We start from the raw sequence: 17,124 nt of genomic DNA, 5'->3' as shown, positions 1-17,124 counted from the left end.
TTGGTGCCTGGCACGACAATTTACCCCTTGTGCCCCAACGGTTCTTAAAAAGTGCCGGGCACCGATGTTAGAAAATTTTGAAAAAAAGATTGAAAAATATCGAAAAGTATATTATCATCATTTTAAGAAATAATCGAAGTCGATTTATATTTTTTTCACAAAATGTGTAAACGTTTACATATGAAACAAAAATTTTTGACGCAATATGTATACGTTTACACAAAATACATTGATATATTTTTTGCTAATGTGTAAACGTTTACACATAGGATTCAGAATTTTTCGACAAAGGATGTAGATGAAGTGTGAGTATATTGGTGATTGGTAGTTTTATGATGGATTTGGTCGTCAGGACGCCTCGAGTACCTGAGAATGGGGAGACCATCATAGGAAAAGCATTATTGAGATTTCCGGGAGGAAAAGGAGCGAATCAAGCTGTAGCAGCTGCCCGGCTTTCAGGAAATGTCACAATGGCAGGGATGGTCGGGGTGGATCAGTTTGGCAATGAGGCCATTGACGTATTGAATCAGGAAAAAGTGAACTCGAATTATATCCAGCGTGATCTCGAGAATTCCACAGGGGTCGGCCTTGTCATGGTCGAGGCGAACGGCAACAACCGGATCGTTATCATACCAGGGGCGAATTTATCTTTTAAAGCAAAGGACCTCGAACAAATAAGAGGTATGATAAACGATTTTGATATCGTCCTCATGCAATTGGAAATGGATCTGGAGATGATTGAAAAAGCAGTTACATATGCGGATGATGCAGGGGTCCCTATCATATTGAACCCGGCTCCTGCACAAAAGCTGAGTGATGATCTGTTGAAAAAAATCACGTATTTGACACCGAATGAAACCGAAGCTGAAATCCTGACAGGTATTAAAATCCATACCAAAGAGGATGCAGAGAAAGCAGGAAGATTACTTCTGGAAAAAGGGGTTCAGCATGTCATCATTACGTTGGGTGAAAAGGGTGCCCTGATCGTGGACAAGTCGGGAACGACTTATGTTCCTGGATTCCCAGTAACGCCATATGACACCGTGGCAGCAGGAGATGCCTTCAATGGAGCGTTATCGGTCGGGATTACAGGCGGGAAATCGTTAGTTGATGCAGTGAAACATGCGAATGCAGTAGGGGCATTAGCGGTTACCAAACAGGGGGCCATACCATCATTGCCTCATTTTGAAGAGGTGGAAGAATTTATAAAGGCGAAAGAAGTTTTGCAATGATCTCTTAAGGGGGGAGGCTTATGATTTGGAGGTCCCTTTGACTTTCAAGTAAGGAAGGAATGTTGATCAAGGTGTAATCAAATGATCCAGAAGAGGAGAGGTTGTCGAAATGCGTAAAAAGTACTTGGTAGGTTTTATTGCCGTGTTGATGATTGTATCGACTGTATTGTCTGGATGTACAGGCACTGGTCCAGAAGGGAATGCCAGTCAGGAAGTTACGGCGGACGGGAAAACCGTGTTGAACTTTTGGACTCCTCAGTGGGATGATCTTTCAGCTGATTGGTTCAAGAAAAACATTGATGCTTACAACAAGTCACAAGACGATGTAGTAGTCAAAGTCGAGTTCATTCCTGGAGATGCGTGGGACCAAAAAATCAAGGCAGCTCAAGCAGCAGGGACGAGCCCGGATATCACAACGATGAATTATAATAAAATCATTTTTTCCGCTCAACAAGGAACGATAAAACCTTTAGATGACTATGTCGATTCAAAAATCTGGGAAGATTTATACGAGAATGTGAATGAATTCGTTTCGTATGACGGAAAACATTATGCCTATCCAATGCTATTGGAGCCTTCTTCGATTTTATATTACCGAAAGGATTTCTTTGAGGAAGCAGGATTAGATCCGGATTCGCCACCTAAGACTTGGGATGAATGGATCGAGTATGGGAAGAAGCTGAAACAAGGTAAACGGGTTGGATTGGCTGCAGCTGGAAATACAACAGAACTCGGATGGACACACTGGGGGTTGCAAGCCATGGTCGGCGGATCCCCTGTCAATGAAGATTGGTCTGAGGCAACCATCAATTCAGAACCATATGAAAAATTGCTTACATTCTGGAGCAATTTGTATAAGGAAGGCATACTTCCAAAGCAAGCACCAGGGCCATATACAGACATTAAACCATTGGCTGAGGGCCGTGCAGCTATGCAAATTAATGGATCATGGGGAATCAGTGAGCTCCGTAATTCTTATCCAGATGTATTGGACAAAATCGGCATTGCTCCGGTACCGACACCAGATGGCAATCAAGACGTACCAACAGCTTCTTTAGGTGGATGGACCTTAACGATTGACGGCAATTCGGAACATCCTCAAGAGGCTGCGGATTTCATTTCGTATTTACTTGCGGACGATCCTGAGATCATGATCGATTTCTTTAAAAATGTAACCAAGTTTTCCAAATTCTCTGCACGCAAGTCAGTGGATGAAGCTTTGAAATCTGATCCTGATGCCCAAAATGATGAGTGGAGAAAAATGATTGCAGAAGAAGTAGTACCATATGCGGTCGCTGAGCCGATCTATGCCTGGGATTTCAGTATGTCGTATGCAAATGCTGTTGAAAGGGTTTACTTGAATAAGAAAAATGTAAAAGAATCCCTCGCTATTGCTGAGAAAGAAATAAATGAATATATCAAAGTAAACAATTATGCAGGCACAAATCCAAACCAATGATAAGGTAAGAAGCTAGATTAGATGGTCGAGAGATTCATAGTCTCAAGACCCCTGCTGATCCCGGTGGAGCCGTCCAAATGACTTCCAGTAAGGTGATGTTTCATACTGGAGGACGTGAACACCCCGATTATCCAATTCATCATCAAAGGGGGACAAAGGGTCCCCCTCTGATGAAAGTTTCACTTAATAGGGTGGGTGACTATGGCAAAAAATATGTATTTCATGAAAAAGAAAGATACGACAACCGCATATCTCATGCTTCTTCCACTACTTGTATTGTTGTCGACATTCGTTGTCATTCCTCTGATATACGCGATTTTTGTAAGCTTCTATCAATGGAATTTTTATCAGGATTCGGTTTTCGTCGGATTTGATAATTTTAAAGCGGTGATCTATGATGATCAATTTTACAAGTCGCTCTGGGTAGGATTGAAATTTGCACTTATAGTCATTCCTGTTCAATTTGTCTTAGCCTTTTTGTTCGCAAACTTGATCAAAACGGTCGGTGGAAAAGTAAGCGGTTTTCTAAAAGGCTCCATTTATATTCCGCATGTCATTTCTGGCGTGGTCGCATCTATCATTTTCTTATTCATCTATGATTACTATGGTGGGTTAGCCAACTTTTTAGTTGGAGTTGTCGGAATTGAACCGGTTGCATGGTTGACTGAAATAAAATTTGCATTAGGCAGCATTTCCGTTCCAGCGATATGGCTTGGTTTTGGAATGACGACATTGATCATGCTTGCAGGCTTGAATGATATTCCACGATCCTATTATGAAGCAGCTGAAATTGACGGGGCAAATGCCTTTCAGAAGGCGGTTCACATTACGATCCCATTACTGAGGAATATTTTTCTGTACCTGTTAGTCGTCGGGACGACAGGCGCCGTTCAACAGTTTGACCTTCCCTATATGATGACAGGAGGGGGTCCATTGAATGAAACGATGATGCCTAACCTATTCATCTATAATCATTTCAAGAGTGATCCATATATGGGATACACCATTGCCTCTGCATTAGTCCTGTTCATCGTGTTGGGGGTCATTTCAGCAATCATTTTCAAGGTTTTGAATTCAAAGAAAGGATTGGATGGCTGACATCTGGAGGTGAGTGATGTGAAAAGTAAATTAAAAGTAAGTCTTCTTAATATCATCGGGTTGTTTGTTGCATTGATTTCCATATTTCCTCTTGTATGGATGGCGATTGCCGGGTTCAAATCAAAATCAGAAGTACTGGCCTATCCATTTAAATTCTTTCCGTCAGAATGGCATTTTTCGAACTATGTTGAGCTTTTTCAATCAGATGCGTTCCTGCGATCGATTTTAATCACCTTATTGGGTGCGGTCATTTTTACTATACTTATCATTTTTGTCAACTCAATGGCAGCGTATGCCTTTGCAAGACTGGATTTTCCATTCAAGAATCAATTATGGATATACGTGATCATGACGTTGTTCATCCCATCCATGGCGATCCTGATTCCATCTTACATTGTTGTAGCAAAGCTTAAAATGTTGAATACGTTAGCCGTTCTCATCATTCCTGGGATTGCGTCTGCGATCAATGTATTTTTAATCCGGCAGTTCTATTTGAATATCCCGGTCGAGTTGGAGGAAGCGGCATTGATTGATGGAGCGTCCCGTTTCCGAATTTATTGGTATATCTTTTTGCCTTTATCCGTACCTGTCTTTGTACTGGTAGGGATCGGCGCATTCTTAGGCTATTGGAATGCCTTGATCTGGCCGATCATGACGATCTCGGATGAAAGGTTATACCAGATCATGCAGCTTCTCGCCTACTTCCGATCCGAACAAAGCAGTGATTGGTCCATGATCATGGCAGGTTCCACCATTTCCGCTTTACCTGTCATCATACTGTTCCTATTCTTTCAAAAGTATTTGATTGAAGGAATCAAAATTTCTGGAATCAAGTAGGAGGCGTTCTTTTGGAATCTTATATCCGGTATAACTTCGAATATGATTGTAAAATAAGGGTTTGCTTTATTGGTGCAGGAGGACATTCCTTTCGAAACATTTATCCAACTTTCCAATATACGCCGATAGACCTGGTTGCGATTTGTGATAAAGACAAGGAAAAAGCCGATGCTTATAAACGTCAATTCGGTGCCGAGCGATCATACACGGATCATATTGAGATGTTGGAAAAAGAAAAACCGGATGCTGTGTTCATTGTGACGTCGTACGATGCAGATGGGTGTGTCCAAGCGGTACAGCTTGCAAAGGATGCATTACAATCGGGCTGCCACGTTTGGATGGAAAAACCGACGGCATCCAGTGTAGATGAAGCGGAAGAATTGCTTCAATTAAGTGAAGAGAAACACCGTTATGTCATGACGGGATTAAAGAAGGTGTTTTTTCCTTCTATCGAAAAAGTAAAGGAAATCATCACCTCTCCTGAATTCGGCATACCATCGTCGATTTATATCCGATATCCACAGAACTTGCCACCATTTGAAGAACGGGACGATCTATCGAAGATGAAGTGGTTTTTGGATCATATCTTCCATCCAGGTTCAATCCTCTTCTATCTAATGGGGAAAATCGCTTCTTTCTCGTACGAACGGGAACCGTTTAATGGGGGGAGCGTGACGAATATCCGGTTTGTGTCAGGAGCAGTTGGTACGATGCATTTAACAGCTGGTGAATCTTCAGGTAGTCCGCTGGAAAGAGTCGAAGTCATTGGGGAGGGTGCAAATGTAGTGGTCGATAATGGGGTGAAAGTGACTTATTTTCGAAAAGCCAAGCCCCCGATGTATGGAAGAAGTTCTTCATATATAGTGGACGAACAGGAAGCACCACTGTATTGGGAGCCTGAATTTTCATTAGGACAGCTATACAATAAAAATATTTTCTATTTAGGTTATGTCCAAGAGGTGAACCATTTTTGCCACAGCATACTGAATGGAACGCCTCCTAAGAAAGGGACACTTGAACAATCGTTAGAAATCTTGAAGATGTTTGAGGCTTATCGGATGACGCCTGAAGGCAAACGGGTGATATTGAACCCAGCAACTAAGGAGGTGGAGCATGAGCTATAGACATTTGATTCAGCAAGCTGTAGAGAACAATCTAATAGAAATGGAATGGGGGCAGCTTTCCTGGTTGGTCAACAGTGAATTGATGCAAGAAGCGGAATCTACTTTTGGTGTCGTCACTATTTTGCCTGGAAAAAGGAATCCTTACCACCTTCATCCTAATTGTGAGGAAGTTCTCTATGTGTTATCTGGTACCTGTGATCACAAGATCGGAGACGAAACCTATCCATTACAGCCAGGTGACGTCATTTGTATTCCAAAAGGTGTGAAGCATTATGCTTTTTGCACGAGTCAGGAGCCTTTGAAAGCCGTTATTTCATTTTCTTCGCCAGATAGAGAGACTTTCTTCATAGAAGACTGATTGGTTCATCGTAAAATAACCGCGTATCCTATACATAGGAGGACTCAAGATGCTAGTTCTAGAGAATGAGTGGCTGTCCATCTCATTTGATGAAGACAGAGGCGTAATCAAACGTCTGTATGATAAGCAAAGAGAGATCGAATATATCCCGCGGCTTTTGGATGCTGACCCTTTTCGAATCGAAATCAATGAGAGGACGACGGCCGATTTTCAGCAATTTTCTTTTAGAGAGCTTCAAATCCAAGAAATGAGCGGATATGAATTTACGTGGGCGATCTCCGATCAGATAACATTGACGTCGACGATTAAATTAAACCCCGATACCGATGAAATCTATTTTGATAGTGATGTCTCCAATGAATCGGACAATGAGATTTATAGCCTGGAATATCCGATTATCCCGAATATTGGAGAAATCACGGAGGATGGGCAAGATGATCATCTCGCTCATAGTTTTGCCACGGGTGTTTCCATTCATAATCCGATGGCGAATTTCACGACCGAATGGAATGGTCTGAGATTCATGCCATATCCTGAAGGTTTCTCCGGAGCGACGATGCAGTTTTTCAGTTATTTTGGACAAGGGAAGGGCGGTCTTTATTTTGCCGCTTATGATGGGGAAAGCTACGCGAAGTGGTTGAACTTTTATAAAAATGAGAACCAATTACTTGAAGCTTCCTTTATCCATGGCTATGAAGACATCGGTCCATTTAAAGGGATCAATGTAAGCTATCCGGTTGTGGTTAAGCTTTTGGATGGCCAGGGTTGGTATGAAGGGGCAGACATTTATAAGACCTGGGCAATTCAACAATATTGGTGTCAGAAAGGCACGTTGGCTGAGGCTGATGAAAGTGAAAAATGCGATTGGCTCTTGGAAGAAATGGGTGTTTCGACATTCGGGATCAATGCTGGTTCGGATCGGACGCAGTGGTTTCAAACGCATCATGATCACTTGAAAACAAAAATGTTCCATATCCTTGGACCAGACTGGACCCATCAAATTCAAAGCTTCGGCAGCGGGGTTCCTGGTGGACTGGATGATTGGTTTCCGACAAAGTTCAATCAAAGGAATTTAGAATCGATGGCTTCATTCGGTGATAAATATGCGCCGTTCGAATTCGACTATCTATTTAATGTGAATGGGGCTGATGGAGAGTTAGGCAAGAAAGCGTTGCAAAGAATACCCGCCGAAAAAAGCATCGATGCATATAAGTTTTCGCTCATTTGTCCAGCTGAACCCTATGTTCAAAGATTTCATATTGAACGGGATGAAAGACTCCAGGAAGAAGCAAACGTCGACTCCATCTATTACGATATTTCTGCAAATAATATTTTGAAAATCTGTATGGACGAATCACATGGTCATCCAAAGGGCGCAGGCAGCCACATCACGATGGCGTATAGGGAAAATTATATCAAAACGAAAGAAGCCATGATGAAAAAGGCGGACCTTTCCTATATCCCGATGGGGACGGAAATGATGAATGAAGTGTTCCTTGATACATTGGATTATTATCAGGCGCGGGCGGGAGCACAGCCAGCTGCACCATTGGAAGGTTGGAACATCAGAGAGTTGATGAAATCCGGGGAGGCCGAGATCATCCCCATGTTCACCTATGTCTATCATGAATATGGGCCCGTTCGACTGGATGGATGGGGGAAATTGGTTGAAGAAATTGGTGACCTGTTTTACTTTACTGTCGCCCGTACGTACCTTTGGGGTGGCCTGTACGAATTAAACTATGAATATAGTCCGTTAGAGGCAATCGATGGCGTTGAAAATACAAGGGAGGAACATTACTATCCGTTTGAACCACAGGGCTATCCATTTTCTCCTCGACGTGCAGAATATATTTCTAAGTTTGCCCATGTCAGGACGGGTGTGGGGAATAAATATTTAGCGTATGGGAAGATGTTACGACCGCTTAAGTTCGACTGTGAAAAAGTGAATCTATGCTGGTCCCATTATAACTGTGCAAAGAACTTTAAAGAATACAACGATTCAGGCGAACTGGCAGTGGATTCGATTGTCCATTCGGTTTGGGAAAGCCCCGGACGCCAAGTCGGACTATTCTTTGCAAATGTCAGCAATGAGGATCAAGAAATAACTGTCAATCCAGCAGGGTATGTTCATGGAAAGACAACTGCAAAGATTCACGTGGATGGTAAGTTTGTGGAATTGGTTGAGGAACTCAGTACGTTGACCCTATCCATTCCCCAAAAAAGTGTCCTTTTGATCGAAATTTGATCGTTCCATATGAACTGGAAGATATAAATGATGGGAGGAATCGGAATGAGGCAGAACATGAATGTTGTATTCATCATGACGGATCAGCAGCGTGCTGATTCCATCGGGGATGGCCGCCATCCTTGTGCGAACTATCCCAACATGGAACAGCTTCGACGGGAATCCGTATCATTCAACCGTTTTTATACTGCAGGCTTACCATGCGTTCCGTCCAGACATGCTTTTTTGACTGGTAGACAACCTTGGAAAGTAGGCGTGAGCGGGAATCGGAAGTTCAGTACAGAAGGTGAAACAACATGGATGCAGTTACTGAGGGAAAATGGATATCGGAGCGTATCGGTTGGAAAAACCCATATGATCCATGCTGGTAGTTTTCACATCCAGGTTCCTGTCGGAAAATCATTCGGGAATCAAGAAGGCTGGGATCACTTTCATCCGATTGCTTCACCTGAATCTGAAGAAAATTATTATGACATCCATATTGCTCGTCGGGCGTGTGAGACATTGGATCGACTCAGTGATAGCGAGCCCTTTTCTTTGTTTGTCGGATTCCATGCCCCTCATGAACCTTATGTCATGCCTGAGAAATACCTTGATTTTTGTAAGCCGGATGATGTGCCGTTACCGGTCAATTGTCACAAAGACGAATATAAGACGAAATCCAAAGCCTATCGCCGTCGGGTCGATCATTTTAAAAATATGTTCGGTGACATTACAGATGAAATGGTCCGAAAAGGAATTGCCAGCCATTATTGTATGTTGAAAATGGTCGATGATTGTGTTGGAATGTTGATGGATAAATTGATCGAAAAAAACCTGTTAGAACATACCTTGATTGTTTTTGGGTCGGACCATGGAGAGCTCCATGGTGAACATGGCATCTTCAATAAAGGGGCTACGCAATATGAATCTGAAATCCGACTTCCATTCATGATCCGCTTCCCTGATGGACGTCATGCCGGTAAGAGTATAGAGACCCTTGCTTCTAGTATAGACTATGCTCCGACGTTATTTGACATCATGGGCTTTTCGCCAGATGTTTCATTTCCTGGCCATTCATTAGTACCTTCGATCGAAGATGGATCAGCAGTCAGAGAGTATGTGACCATTGCGGATGGAGACGGCACTATGGGAATCCGGACGAACAAACATAAGCTATGGTACAACTCCAATTTTAGTGACGGTGAGATGTATGAACTGGAGAAGGATCCGATGGAGATGGATAATTTATATCCGCTTCCAGAGTATCAGGCACTACGTAGTGAGTTGTTCGAACTGATGCTGCATGCCCGATTAATGGACGATCATCGGGATAATCAATGGACTGGCCGGGAAAGACGGCTGCATGATGAGATAAAATCCTCCTATGAACCCGAAATTGTATAATCCGACTTTGAGATTTCAATAAAATGGAGCAATGATTATACTAATATCATATGTAATCGATTTCAGTTGATGAGGAAGTGTTCCTATTGATCAATGTAACTATCAAAGATATCGCTAGAATGTCAGACGTTTCAACCGCCACCGTTTCAAGGGTTTTGAATAATAACGGGTATGCCAGTGCAGAAATCAGGGACAGGGTTCTTTCCGTAGCCAAACAGTTGAATTATCAGCCGAATGGAATTGCCAGAAGTCTGAAGATGGATCGGACCTCTACCATCGGTGTCATCATTCCGGATATTTCGAATCCATATTTTATGAGGATTTCAAAAGGAATCGAGGATACGTTAGAGCAAAGCGGCTATATTTTAATGTTCGTGAGCAGTGATGAGAATCCTCATAAAGAGGAAAAAACATTACACGCCCTTCTTAAAAATAGAGTCCAGGCAATTGTTCTCGCTACTTCCAGTGAAAATGACGAAACCATCACCAAGATTCAAGAGAAGGGTGTACCGGTTGTTCTGATCGATAGAAAACTAGGCGATCATTCCGGTCATTTAGATTCAGTTGTGGAAGACAATGTAGAAGGAGCTTATCAATTAACCAAATACTTGCTTCAAAAAGGACATCGCCATATTGGAGTGATTAATGGAACCCTAGAGGTAAGTACAGGTAGAGAGCGGTATGAAGGCTATAAGAGGGCAATTCGGGAGTTTCAAATCGAGGAAGACCCCGAGCTTGTTTTCAATGGTAAATTCAATCAAGAGGATGGGGAAGAGGCTGTCACACATTTCTTTACCCTTGATCAAAAACCGACGGCGATCCTTTCCTTCAATAATACGATGACGTTTGGGGTGATTCTTCAATTAGCGAAAATGGGGTACACGGTTCCGGATGATATCGTGGTCGCGTCATATGGTGATACGGAGGCCTCCCAGCTATTGAAACCCCCGGGTATCGTTTGTATAAAACAATCCCCATATGATATGGGCGTCAAAGTAGGTGAAATTTTGCTCAACCAATTGAATGGACATGCAAAAGAACCAGTCCATGAAATATTCAAGCCTGAATTAGATATACGTGACTAAACTTCTAAAAGGAGTAAACCATGAGGGTTTTAGAAGTATTGTCACAAAGGTAAATGTTCACAAGTCATTTTTGCTTTACTTGGAGGTCACACACCTTTTAAACGATCGAGGAGGGAAATTCCATGAAACAACCAGAATCGATTACGATAGGAGCTGGGTATTACCCGGACCATTGGCCACGTGAAAGGTGGCTGGAAGACATTCGTATGATGAAAGATGCAGGTATCAACGTGTTGCGATTAGCGGAGCTTTCCTGGTCTTTTTTAGAGCCTGAAGAAGGAGAGTTCGATTTTACTTGGCTTGATGATTTTATGGCCATGGCTGGAAAAGCAGGACTGCGTATCATCCTTGGAACCCCGATTGAAGCTTCTCCCGTCTGGCTGAGACATAAGCACCCTGAAGTCGTTCGGACGAATCGCTTCGGACAAATTCACGCAGATCGAGGGATGCATTGCCATAATAATTCAACGTTCATCTTTTATGTTGATCGTATTGTGACAAAAATGGCTGCCCATTATGCCGAACATCCAGCTGTCATCGGTTGGCAGATCGACAATGAATTAAGGAATGTCGATTGTTATTGTCCTGAATGTGCCATTGGGTTTCGGAAATGGCTGCAAGAAAGGTACGGTTCTTTAGAGAAACTGAATGAAGCGTGGGGGACTTGTTTTTGGAGTCAAGTTTATAACGAATGGGAAGAAGTTGCGCTACCATCAGCTGACCAATTGACCATATCAGTCAGTCAAAAGCTTGATTTTACTAGATTTGGTTCTGATTCGACCATCAATCATCTGAATCGGCAAGCGGAGATCATTCGCAGCTATGCCCCCGATCATTTCTTGACGCATAATGCCCTTGGTTGGTATCCCAATCTAAATACCTATCGTTTAGCTGACAAGCTGGACTTCATTAGCTGGGATAGCTATCCTCATGTAGATGGAGATAATCATATAGAATGTTTTTTGCACGATCATTATCGAGCGGTGAAGAACCAGGCACATTGGGTCATGGAACAAAAGAACGGATATTTTAATTACAGTGATTATAACTTAGCCATTGAACCAGGACTTGTCCGGTTGTGGACGTACCAGGACATTGCCAGAGGGGCAAATGGGGTTATGTATTATCGCTGGCGATCCAATCGGTATAGTGGGGAACAAAACCCGAACGGCCTCCTTCGTCATGATGGAAGTCCAAGAAGGGCGTATTATGAAGTTCAACAAGTGACGGATGAATTGAAGAAGTTTGGCGAGGATTTGATTAAAACAACGGTTCAAGCACCGATTGCGATCATTTACTGCTACGATCAGATGTGGGCATATGACACACATGTACAATATAAAAATTTTGATTATCGGGACCATCTCTTAGACTATTATCGAGAAGTGAATCGAATGGGGCTGACAGCAGACCTCGTTGACCCGACAGCTGATTTGTCGAAATACAAACTCGTGATTGCGCCATCCATGTCCATGGTCAGTGATGACATCTATGAAAACTTTGAGACGTATGTACGTCAAGGGGGGAACCTTCTAATCGGGGCCAGAAGCGGGATGAAGTCCTGGTCTAATACGACCATTGACAGCCCTTGGCCTGGGCTCTTATCGGAAATGGCTGGAGTGGTGGTGGATGAATTTGAAGTCCTTCCAAACAAGTATTCCAATTCGATCACTTATAACGGGAAGGAATACTCCGTGAAGGTTTGGTTAGACATGCTCCAAATTGAACAAGCTGAATCTATCGCTATCTACAATGAAAAATTTTATGCTGGGAGGACGGCCATATCCAAGAACAAGTATGGAGATGGAGTGGTGTATTATGTCGGTGTGATGGGAAATCGAAAGCTCTGCCGGGATCTACTATCCGACATTGCAACGGATATCGATTTTCCGGTTACGGATCTTCCTGAAGAAGTTTATGTTTCCACGAGGTCGAACGAGAAGTATCATTATACTTTTTATATAAATCGAAAAAATGAATCCACAAAGGTCGTATTGCGGGAAGATGGATACGATGTCCTGCAAGATCAACATGTTTCAGGGGAAGTGATCATCAAAGGGTTGGATGTCTTGATTGTACGAAATGAAAGAATAGGATGAAAAGAAAAGCGACGACACGATATTATCGTCCCATCGCTTCCTTATCGGTGTACGCCCCCGTGTTCAATGATTTCGCCCGTTTTTTCCGTTTTTGAATCTTACGGAAGGCATAATGGCTATACCACGTCAATATAAATGCGGTTCCACTCCCGCCTATGAGGGGGATGAAAATGGGCATGAAGAAGGTAAGACCATACATCCCCAAAGCAGCAATGGCCATTAAAATCGAAATCAAAGGGTTCATGATCATGATCAATACCGCATTTCTCAGCATGTGCAATAATCTGGATTCAAAATGAACAAACACCGGGAAGACATACAGGCATGTCAGTAAATAAATGAAAATAACCACCAGCAAAGGATAATAGGTCAGCTGCAAGAAAGGATTGGAAGTGTCTCGTACGATCGATAAATCCAAATAGAAAATGGCTCCGATCATACAAAGGATGTACCCGAAAAGATTGCTTCTGAAGAAGTCCTTTTTATAAGCAGCCCAAAATGTTTTCCATATCGGGATGTCGGATTCCTCTGACAACCACTTCCGGGTCACGGTGAACATGGCAGCCGTAGCGGGGAAAAAGCCGAGAACAAACAGACCGAGTGTTGCTGACAAAATCCATAAGACATTCAAATAGATGAATTTTGTAAGCCAATACGAAAATCTATACAAATTACCGATCCAACCGGCTTCCATAAAACCCACTCCAAAATGAAAGATTTTGATTTCTGTAATCGTTTACACACTATTATTCTATCGTTTCAATGAGGAAAAGACAATTCCATTTTATCAAAATGAAGGAGGAGAATGACATTGTTCAATGGTTTAGGAATGGGATTAGGAAATCTATCAAGACTATCAAAAGCGAAAACAAGATCCATAAGCCCTGAAAATTTCACAGGTGAGAAAGGGAAAGGAGCGATGGCGGAAGAAGGGACAGGTGCCCATCCAGCAAGAGAGCTGGGAAAAGGGTGGAAAGTATCCCCTTCAGTTGAAATCCAGGGTGAGTCCACTCATACGATGGCCGAAATAACAGGGCCTGGAGCGATTCAACACATTTGGTTGACTTGCCACCCTAATCATTGGCGTACATCCATTATTCGCATGTATTGGGATGGGGAAACGGAACCTTCTGTTGAAGTGCCCTTGGGAGACTTTTTCTGTAATGGTTGGTGTGAGAGAAGTGATGTCAACTCCCTTCCTGTTGCAGTCAACCCTGCTGGCGGTATGAACTGTTATTGGGAAATGCCATTCCGTAAGCATTGCAAGATTACAGTGGAAAATATTGCAGAGGAAAATATGATCCTTTATTACCAGGTGGATTATGCTTTGACAGATGTGCCAGACGATGCAGCGTATTTCCATGCTCAATGGAACCGTAGCAATCCACTCCCTTACAAGGAGGTCCACACCATTCTAGATGGCATCAAAGGGCAAGGCCACTATGTTGGAACCTATATGGCGTGGCAGGTCAACAGCAACAATTGGTGGGGAGAAGGTGAAGTCAAATTCTACATGGATGGGGATGACGAGTACCCGACCATTTGCGGTACTGGAACGGAGGATTATTTCGGAGGAGCCTGGAACTGGGAGCAGCCTAAGGGAGAGTATAGGACATACTCCACCCCATACTTAGGCATGCATCAGGTGATCAAACCGGATGGACTGTATCGGGCACAACAAAGATTTGGCATGTACCGTTGGCATGTGATGGACCCGATCCGATTTGAAGAAGAGCTGAAAGTCACCATCCAAGCGCTTGGATGGAGATCAGGACATCGGTACCTTCCATTGCAGGATGATATTTCTTCCGTAGCGTATTGGTATCAAACCGAACCACATCAACCATATGAAAAGTTGCCGGATAAGAATGATTTAGAGGTCATTTGACGTAGGAATCATCTTGATGGGTTGTCCCAAAATCAACACTTTTTCTCACAAAGGTGTTAGAAAGGTGAGAGTCAGTCAGAATGGGACAGCCCTGGCTGACTTGACCTTTTTATCTGGATAATTGACTGAATATTTTTAAAATTAAAGTGAATGGGGAGGATTCTTTTGAAAAAGATCAAGTCGATATCGTTTGTTGTTTTATCATTCATGCTGATTGTGACGATAGCCGTTCCGACAACAGCCCGATCAGAACAAACCTCAACGGGGCTGGTCGCGACGAAAGCGAAGAAAATCGCTAGAGTGACAGGCGTTACACTCGAAGGAGAAACGATTCCTAACCCGAATCAGACACCAGAAAATTATGGAGTAAGAGCGACCGATTTAGGCATTATATGGGATGCGACCACAGACCCTGACCAAAAAAAAGTGATGCTTGCTTTTGGGGATACATATGATGATGGCTGGGGTGGCTTCGGAGGTGGTGGTGACCCTGATGGTTGGAGAGGTAATGTATTGGCGATTTCATCGGATCAGGATCTTTCGGATGGATTAAGCTTTTCATCCATGATTACAGAGGAAGGGAACGACAACTATGCAAAAGAGATCATCCATTCCGAGCATGATACATCCGGAGATGGTGATTTTACTGCCATCCCGACAGCAGGTGTAACCGTCGGGGATAAGCACTTCATCCATTACATGCAAATCAAGAATTGGGGCGCCAATGGGAGATGGAATACGAATTTCTCTGAAATTGCATACTCCGATGATGAAGGACAAACATGGACAAAGTCAGGGGTCAAATGGCCAGAAGGCAGTAAATTCACACAAGCAGCCTATGTGAAAAAAGATGGATATGTCTATATGTTCGGAACTCCGGCAGGCAGGTTCGATCATGCCTATTTAGCGAAAGTCCATGAAGAAGATCTGCTGGAGAAAGAGGAATATGAATATTGGAATGGTTCAGGCTGGACGAAAAATGATGAGTCTGCGGCTGTTGCAGTGGTCGATGCACCTGTCAGTGAGCTATCGGTCCAATACAATTCCTATTATGATAAATGGATCATGTTGTATTTGAATGAAAATCGCTACGCCATGGTCATGAGAAGTTCATCGAGTCTTACGGAAGGTTGGTCTGCTGAAACCGAAGTCGCGACCGGTGAAGAATTTCCAGGACTATATGGAGGCTTCATCCACCCGTGGTCAAATGACGGAAAAGATTTGTACTTTGTCATGTCTGAATGGGGTCCTTACAATGTCGTTTTGATGAAATCCGAATTGAATCCAGGTACACCCAGTCCCAATTTGATCGAAGACCCTTCATTCGAAAGCCAAACTTCAGAGACGATTGATGATCCATGGGATCTGGAGAGTGGTGAAGGTGGAATTGATCAAAACAATGGAACATCCAGAGCGGGCAGTCAAAATACCTGGTTACGAAACTCTTCTGGCTGGAATGCCATTACCCAAAATGTACCTGTCGAGAGAAACACGGAATATGAGCTGACAGGGTTCGTCCGAACGTCCCAAAATAACAATGCTGGTTATTTCGGGGTCCGTGGAGAGGATGGAGGGATCATAAAAGAAACGAAATATGAGAGAAATGATCAGTACACGAAACAAACCGTGCGCTTCAATTCGGGAGAAAATGAATTCGTTACAGTATTTACAGGGATGTGGGCCAATGGAGAAACATGGGTTCAAATCGATGATTATTTGCTAGTTGAAGTCGATTCAAATCCGCCTGTCCTGGCTTTGAACGGGGAGGAAACGATGGAAGTGCCTTTAGATGGGTCTTTCACTGACCCGGGGGCTACGGCTGTTGATGAACTGGATGGAGATTTGACAGACAAGATCGAAGTGACAGGTGAGGTCAACACCCAAATCATCGGTACCTATACATTGACTTATGATGTAAAGGATTATGATGGGAACGAGGCGACTCCGGTAACCCGAACTGTAAAGGTCACAGGGGAGGAATATACGCTTCAGGATGTTCTGTTTACAGATAAGGATGGTAATCCGATCACAAAACTCCCTAAAAAGGGATTCGTAAAGGGCAGCGCCGAGATCACCAATAACACAAGCGAAGCCAAAACGGTCTCCCTTGTCGTGGCCCTTTATGACAAACACGGTTCAATCGTCAATGTAGCTGGTGTGACAAAAGCCATTCCATCTGGAGTTTCTGAGACCTTTACAGGTGGATTTTCGATGCCGGGCAATGCTTCAGGCTATTATGCAGAATTGTTTTTAGCGAAATCATTGACAGACCTGACACCGATTTCTGCTGTAGAGAGAATCGAACAGTAA

The 17,124-nt window shown here is 43.2% G+C and carries 13 protein-coding genes; 12 read left to right on the top strand and 1 reads right to left on the bottom strand.

Annotated elements, in window-relative coordinates:
- Window positions 1-305: 305 nt before the first annotated feature.
- From rbsK to N8M93_RS08155, 10 genes are all read left to right on the top strand, one after another.
- Window positions 306-1,232, top strand: a complete 927-nt coding sequence (rbsK, locus tag N8M93_RS08200; RefSeq protein WP_261130876.1) for a ribokinase — start codon at window positions 306-308, stop codon at window positions 1,230-1,232.
- Window positions 1,233-1,341: 109 nt separating this feature from the next.
- The gene (locus tag N8M93_RS08195) at window positions 1,342-2,691 is read left to right on the top strand and encodes an ABC transporter substrate-binding protein (protein WP_261130874.1); all 1,350 of its coding nucleotides are present in this window, start codon (window positions 1,342-1,344) and stop codon (window positions 2,689-2,691) included.
- Between the two features lie 201 nt (window positions 2,692-2,892).
- Entirely contained in the window at window positions 2,893-3,789 is an 897-nt protein-coding gene (locus N8M93_RS08190; RefSeq protein ID WP_261130873.1) for a carbohydrate ABC transporter permease, read from the top strand.
- 18 nt (window positions 3,790-3,807) lie between these two features.
- Window positions 3,808-4,626, top strand: coding sequence for a carbohydrate ABC transporter permease (locus tag N8M93_RS08185; protein WP_261130871.1), 819 nt, complete (start codon window positions 3,808-3,810; stop codon window positions 4,624-4,626).
- Between the two features lie 11 nt (window positions 4,627-4,637).
- Complete coding sequence (locus N8M93_RS08180) at window positions 4,638-5,750, top strand: Gfo/Idh/MocA family protein (protein ID WP_261130869.1); 1,113 nt, start codon at window positions 4,638-4,640, stop codon at window positions 5,748-5,750.
- Window positions 5,740-6,108 (top strand): cupin domain-containing protein, encoded by a 369-nt coding sequence (locus N8M93_RS08175; protein WP_261130867.1) that lies wholly within the window; start codon window positions 5,740-5,742, stop codon window positions 6,106-6,108. The genes N8M93_RS08180 and N8M93_RS08175 overlap by 11 nt, the downstream gene beginning before the upstream one ends.
- Before the next feature lie 49 nt (window positions 6,109-6,157).
- A complete protein-coding gene (locus tag N8M93_RS08170) occupies window positions 6,158-8,356 on the top strand; it encodes a DUF6259 domain-containing protein (RefSeq protein WP_261130865.1) in 2,199 nt (732 codons plus the stop codon).
- A gap of 45 nt (window positions 8,357-8,401) precedes the next feature.
- Window positions 8,402-9,742, top strand: coding sequence for a sulfatase-like hydrolase/transferase (locus tag N8M93_RS08165; protein ID WP_261130863.1), 1,341 nt, complete (start codon window positions 8,402-8,404; stop codon window positions 9,740-9,742).
- Between the two features lie 86 nt (window positions 9,743-9,828).
- Window positions 9,829-10,827: a LacI family DNA-binding transcriptional regulator gene (locus N8M93_RS08160; protein ID WP_261130861.1), complete on the top strand. Its 999-nt coding sequence runs from the start codon at window positions 9,829-9,831 to the stop codon at window positions 10,825-10,827.
- 122 nt (window positions 10,828-10,949) lie between these two features.
- Window positions 10,950-12,926: a beta-galactosidase gene (locus N8M93_RS08155; RefSeq protein WP_261130859.1), complete on the top strand. Its 1,977-nt coding sequence runs from the start codon at window positions 10,950-10,952 to the stop codon at window positions 12,924-12,926.
- A gap of 22 nt (window positions 12,927-12,948) precedes the next feature.
- Here N8M93_RS08155 and N8M93_RS08150 read toward each other — a convergent pair whose 3' ends face one another.
- On the bottom strand, window positions 12,949-13,620 hold the full coding sequence (locus N8M93_RS08150; RefSeq protein WP_261130856.1) for a YesL family protein: 672 nt from the start codon (window positions 13,618-13,620) through the stop codon (window positions 12,949-12,951).
- A gap of 111 nt (window positions 13,621-13,731) precedes the next feature.
- Between N8M93_RS08150 and N8M93_RS08145 the strand changes: the two genes are divergently transcribed.
- On the top strand, window positions 13,732-14,814 hold the full coding sequence (locus N8M93_RS08145) for a glycoside hydrolase family 172 protein (protein WP_261130852.1): 1,083 nt from the start codon (window positions 13,732-13,734) through the stop codon (window positions 14,812-14,814).
- A 165-nt stretch (window positions 14,815-14,979) separates the two neighbouring features.
- Window positions 14,980-17,124: a DUF4185 domain-containing protein gene (locus N8M93_RS08140; protein WP_261130850.1), complete on the top strand. Its 2,145-nt coding sequence runs from the start codon at window positions 14,980-14,982 to the stop codon at window positions 17,122-17,124.

This window comes from Bacillus sp. Marseille-Q3570 (genome assembly GCF_946151055.1).
Taxonomy (GTDB): domain Bacteria; phylum Bacillota; class Bacilli; order Bacillales; family Fictibacillaceae; genus Pseudalkalibacillus.
Note: the sequence above shows the minus strand (reverse complement) of the source record. Positions and strands in the feature narration are given on the sequence as shown.

What these genes read in the sequence shown, in the direction of transcription:
- N8M93_RS08195 (WP_261130874.1), top strand. Translation starts at nt 1,342, where the DNA reads ATGCGTAAAAAGTACTTGGTAGGTTTTATTGCCGTGTTGATGATTGTA.
- N8M93_RS08190 (WP_261130873.1), top strand. Translation starts at nt 2,893, where the DNA reads ATGGCAAAAAATATGTATTTCATGAAAAAGAAAGATACGACAACCGCA.
- N8M93_RS08175 (WP_261130867.1), top strand. Translation starts at nt 5,740, where the DNA reads ATGAGCTATAGACATTTGATTCAGCAAGCTGTAGAGAACAATCTAATA.
- N8M93_RS08170 (WP_261130865.1), top strand. Translation starts at nt 6,158, where the DNA reads ATGCTAGTTCTAGAGAATGAGTGGCTGTCCATCTCATTTGATGAAGAC.
- N8M93_RS08165 (WP_261130863.1), top strand. Translation starts at nt 8,402, where the DNA reads ATGAGGCAGAACATGAATGTTGTATTCATCATGACGGATCAGCAGCGT.
- N8M93_RS08155 (WP_261130859.1), top strand. Translation starts at nt 10,950, where the DNA reads ATGAAACAACCAGAATCGATTACGATAGGAGCTGGGTATTACCCGGAC.
- N8M93_RS08150 (WP_261130856.1), bottom strand. Translation starts at nt 13,620, where the DNA reads ATGGAAGCCGGTTGGATCGGTAATTTGTATAGATTTTCGTATTGGCTT.
- N8M93_RS08145 (WP_261130852.1), top strand. Translation starts at nt 13,732, where the DNA reads ATGACATTGTTCAATGGTTTAGGAATGGGATTAGGAAATCTATCAAGA.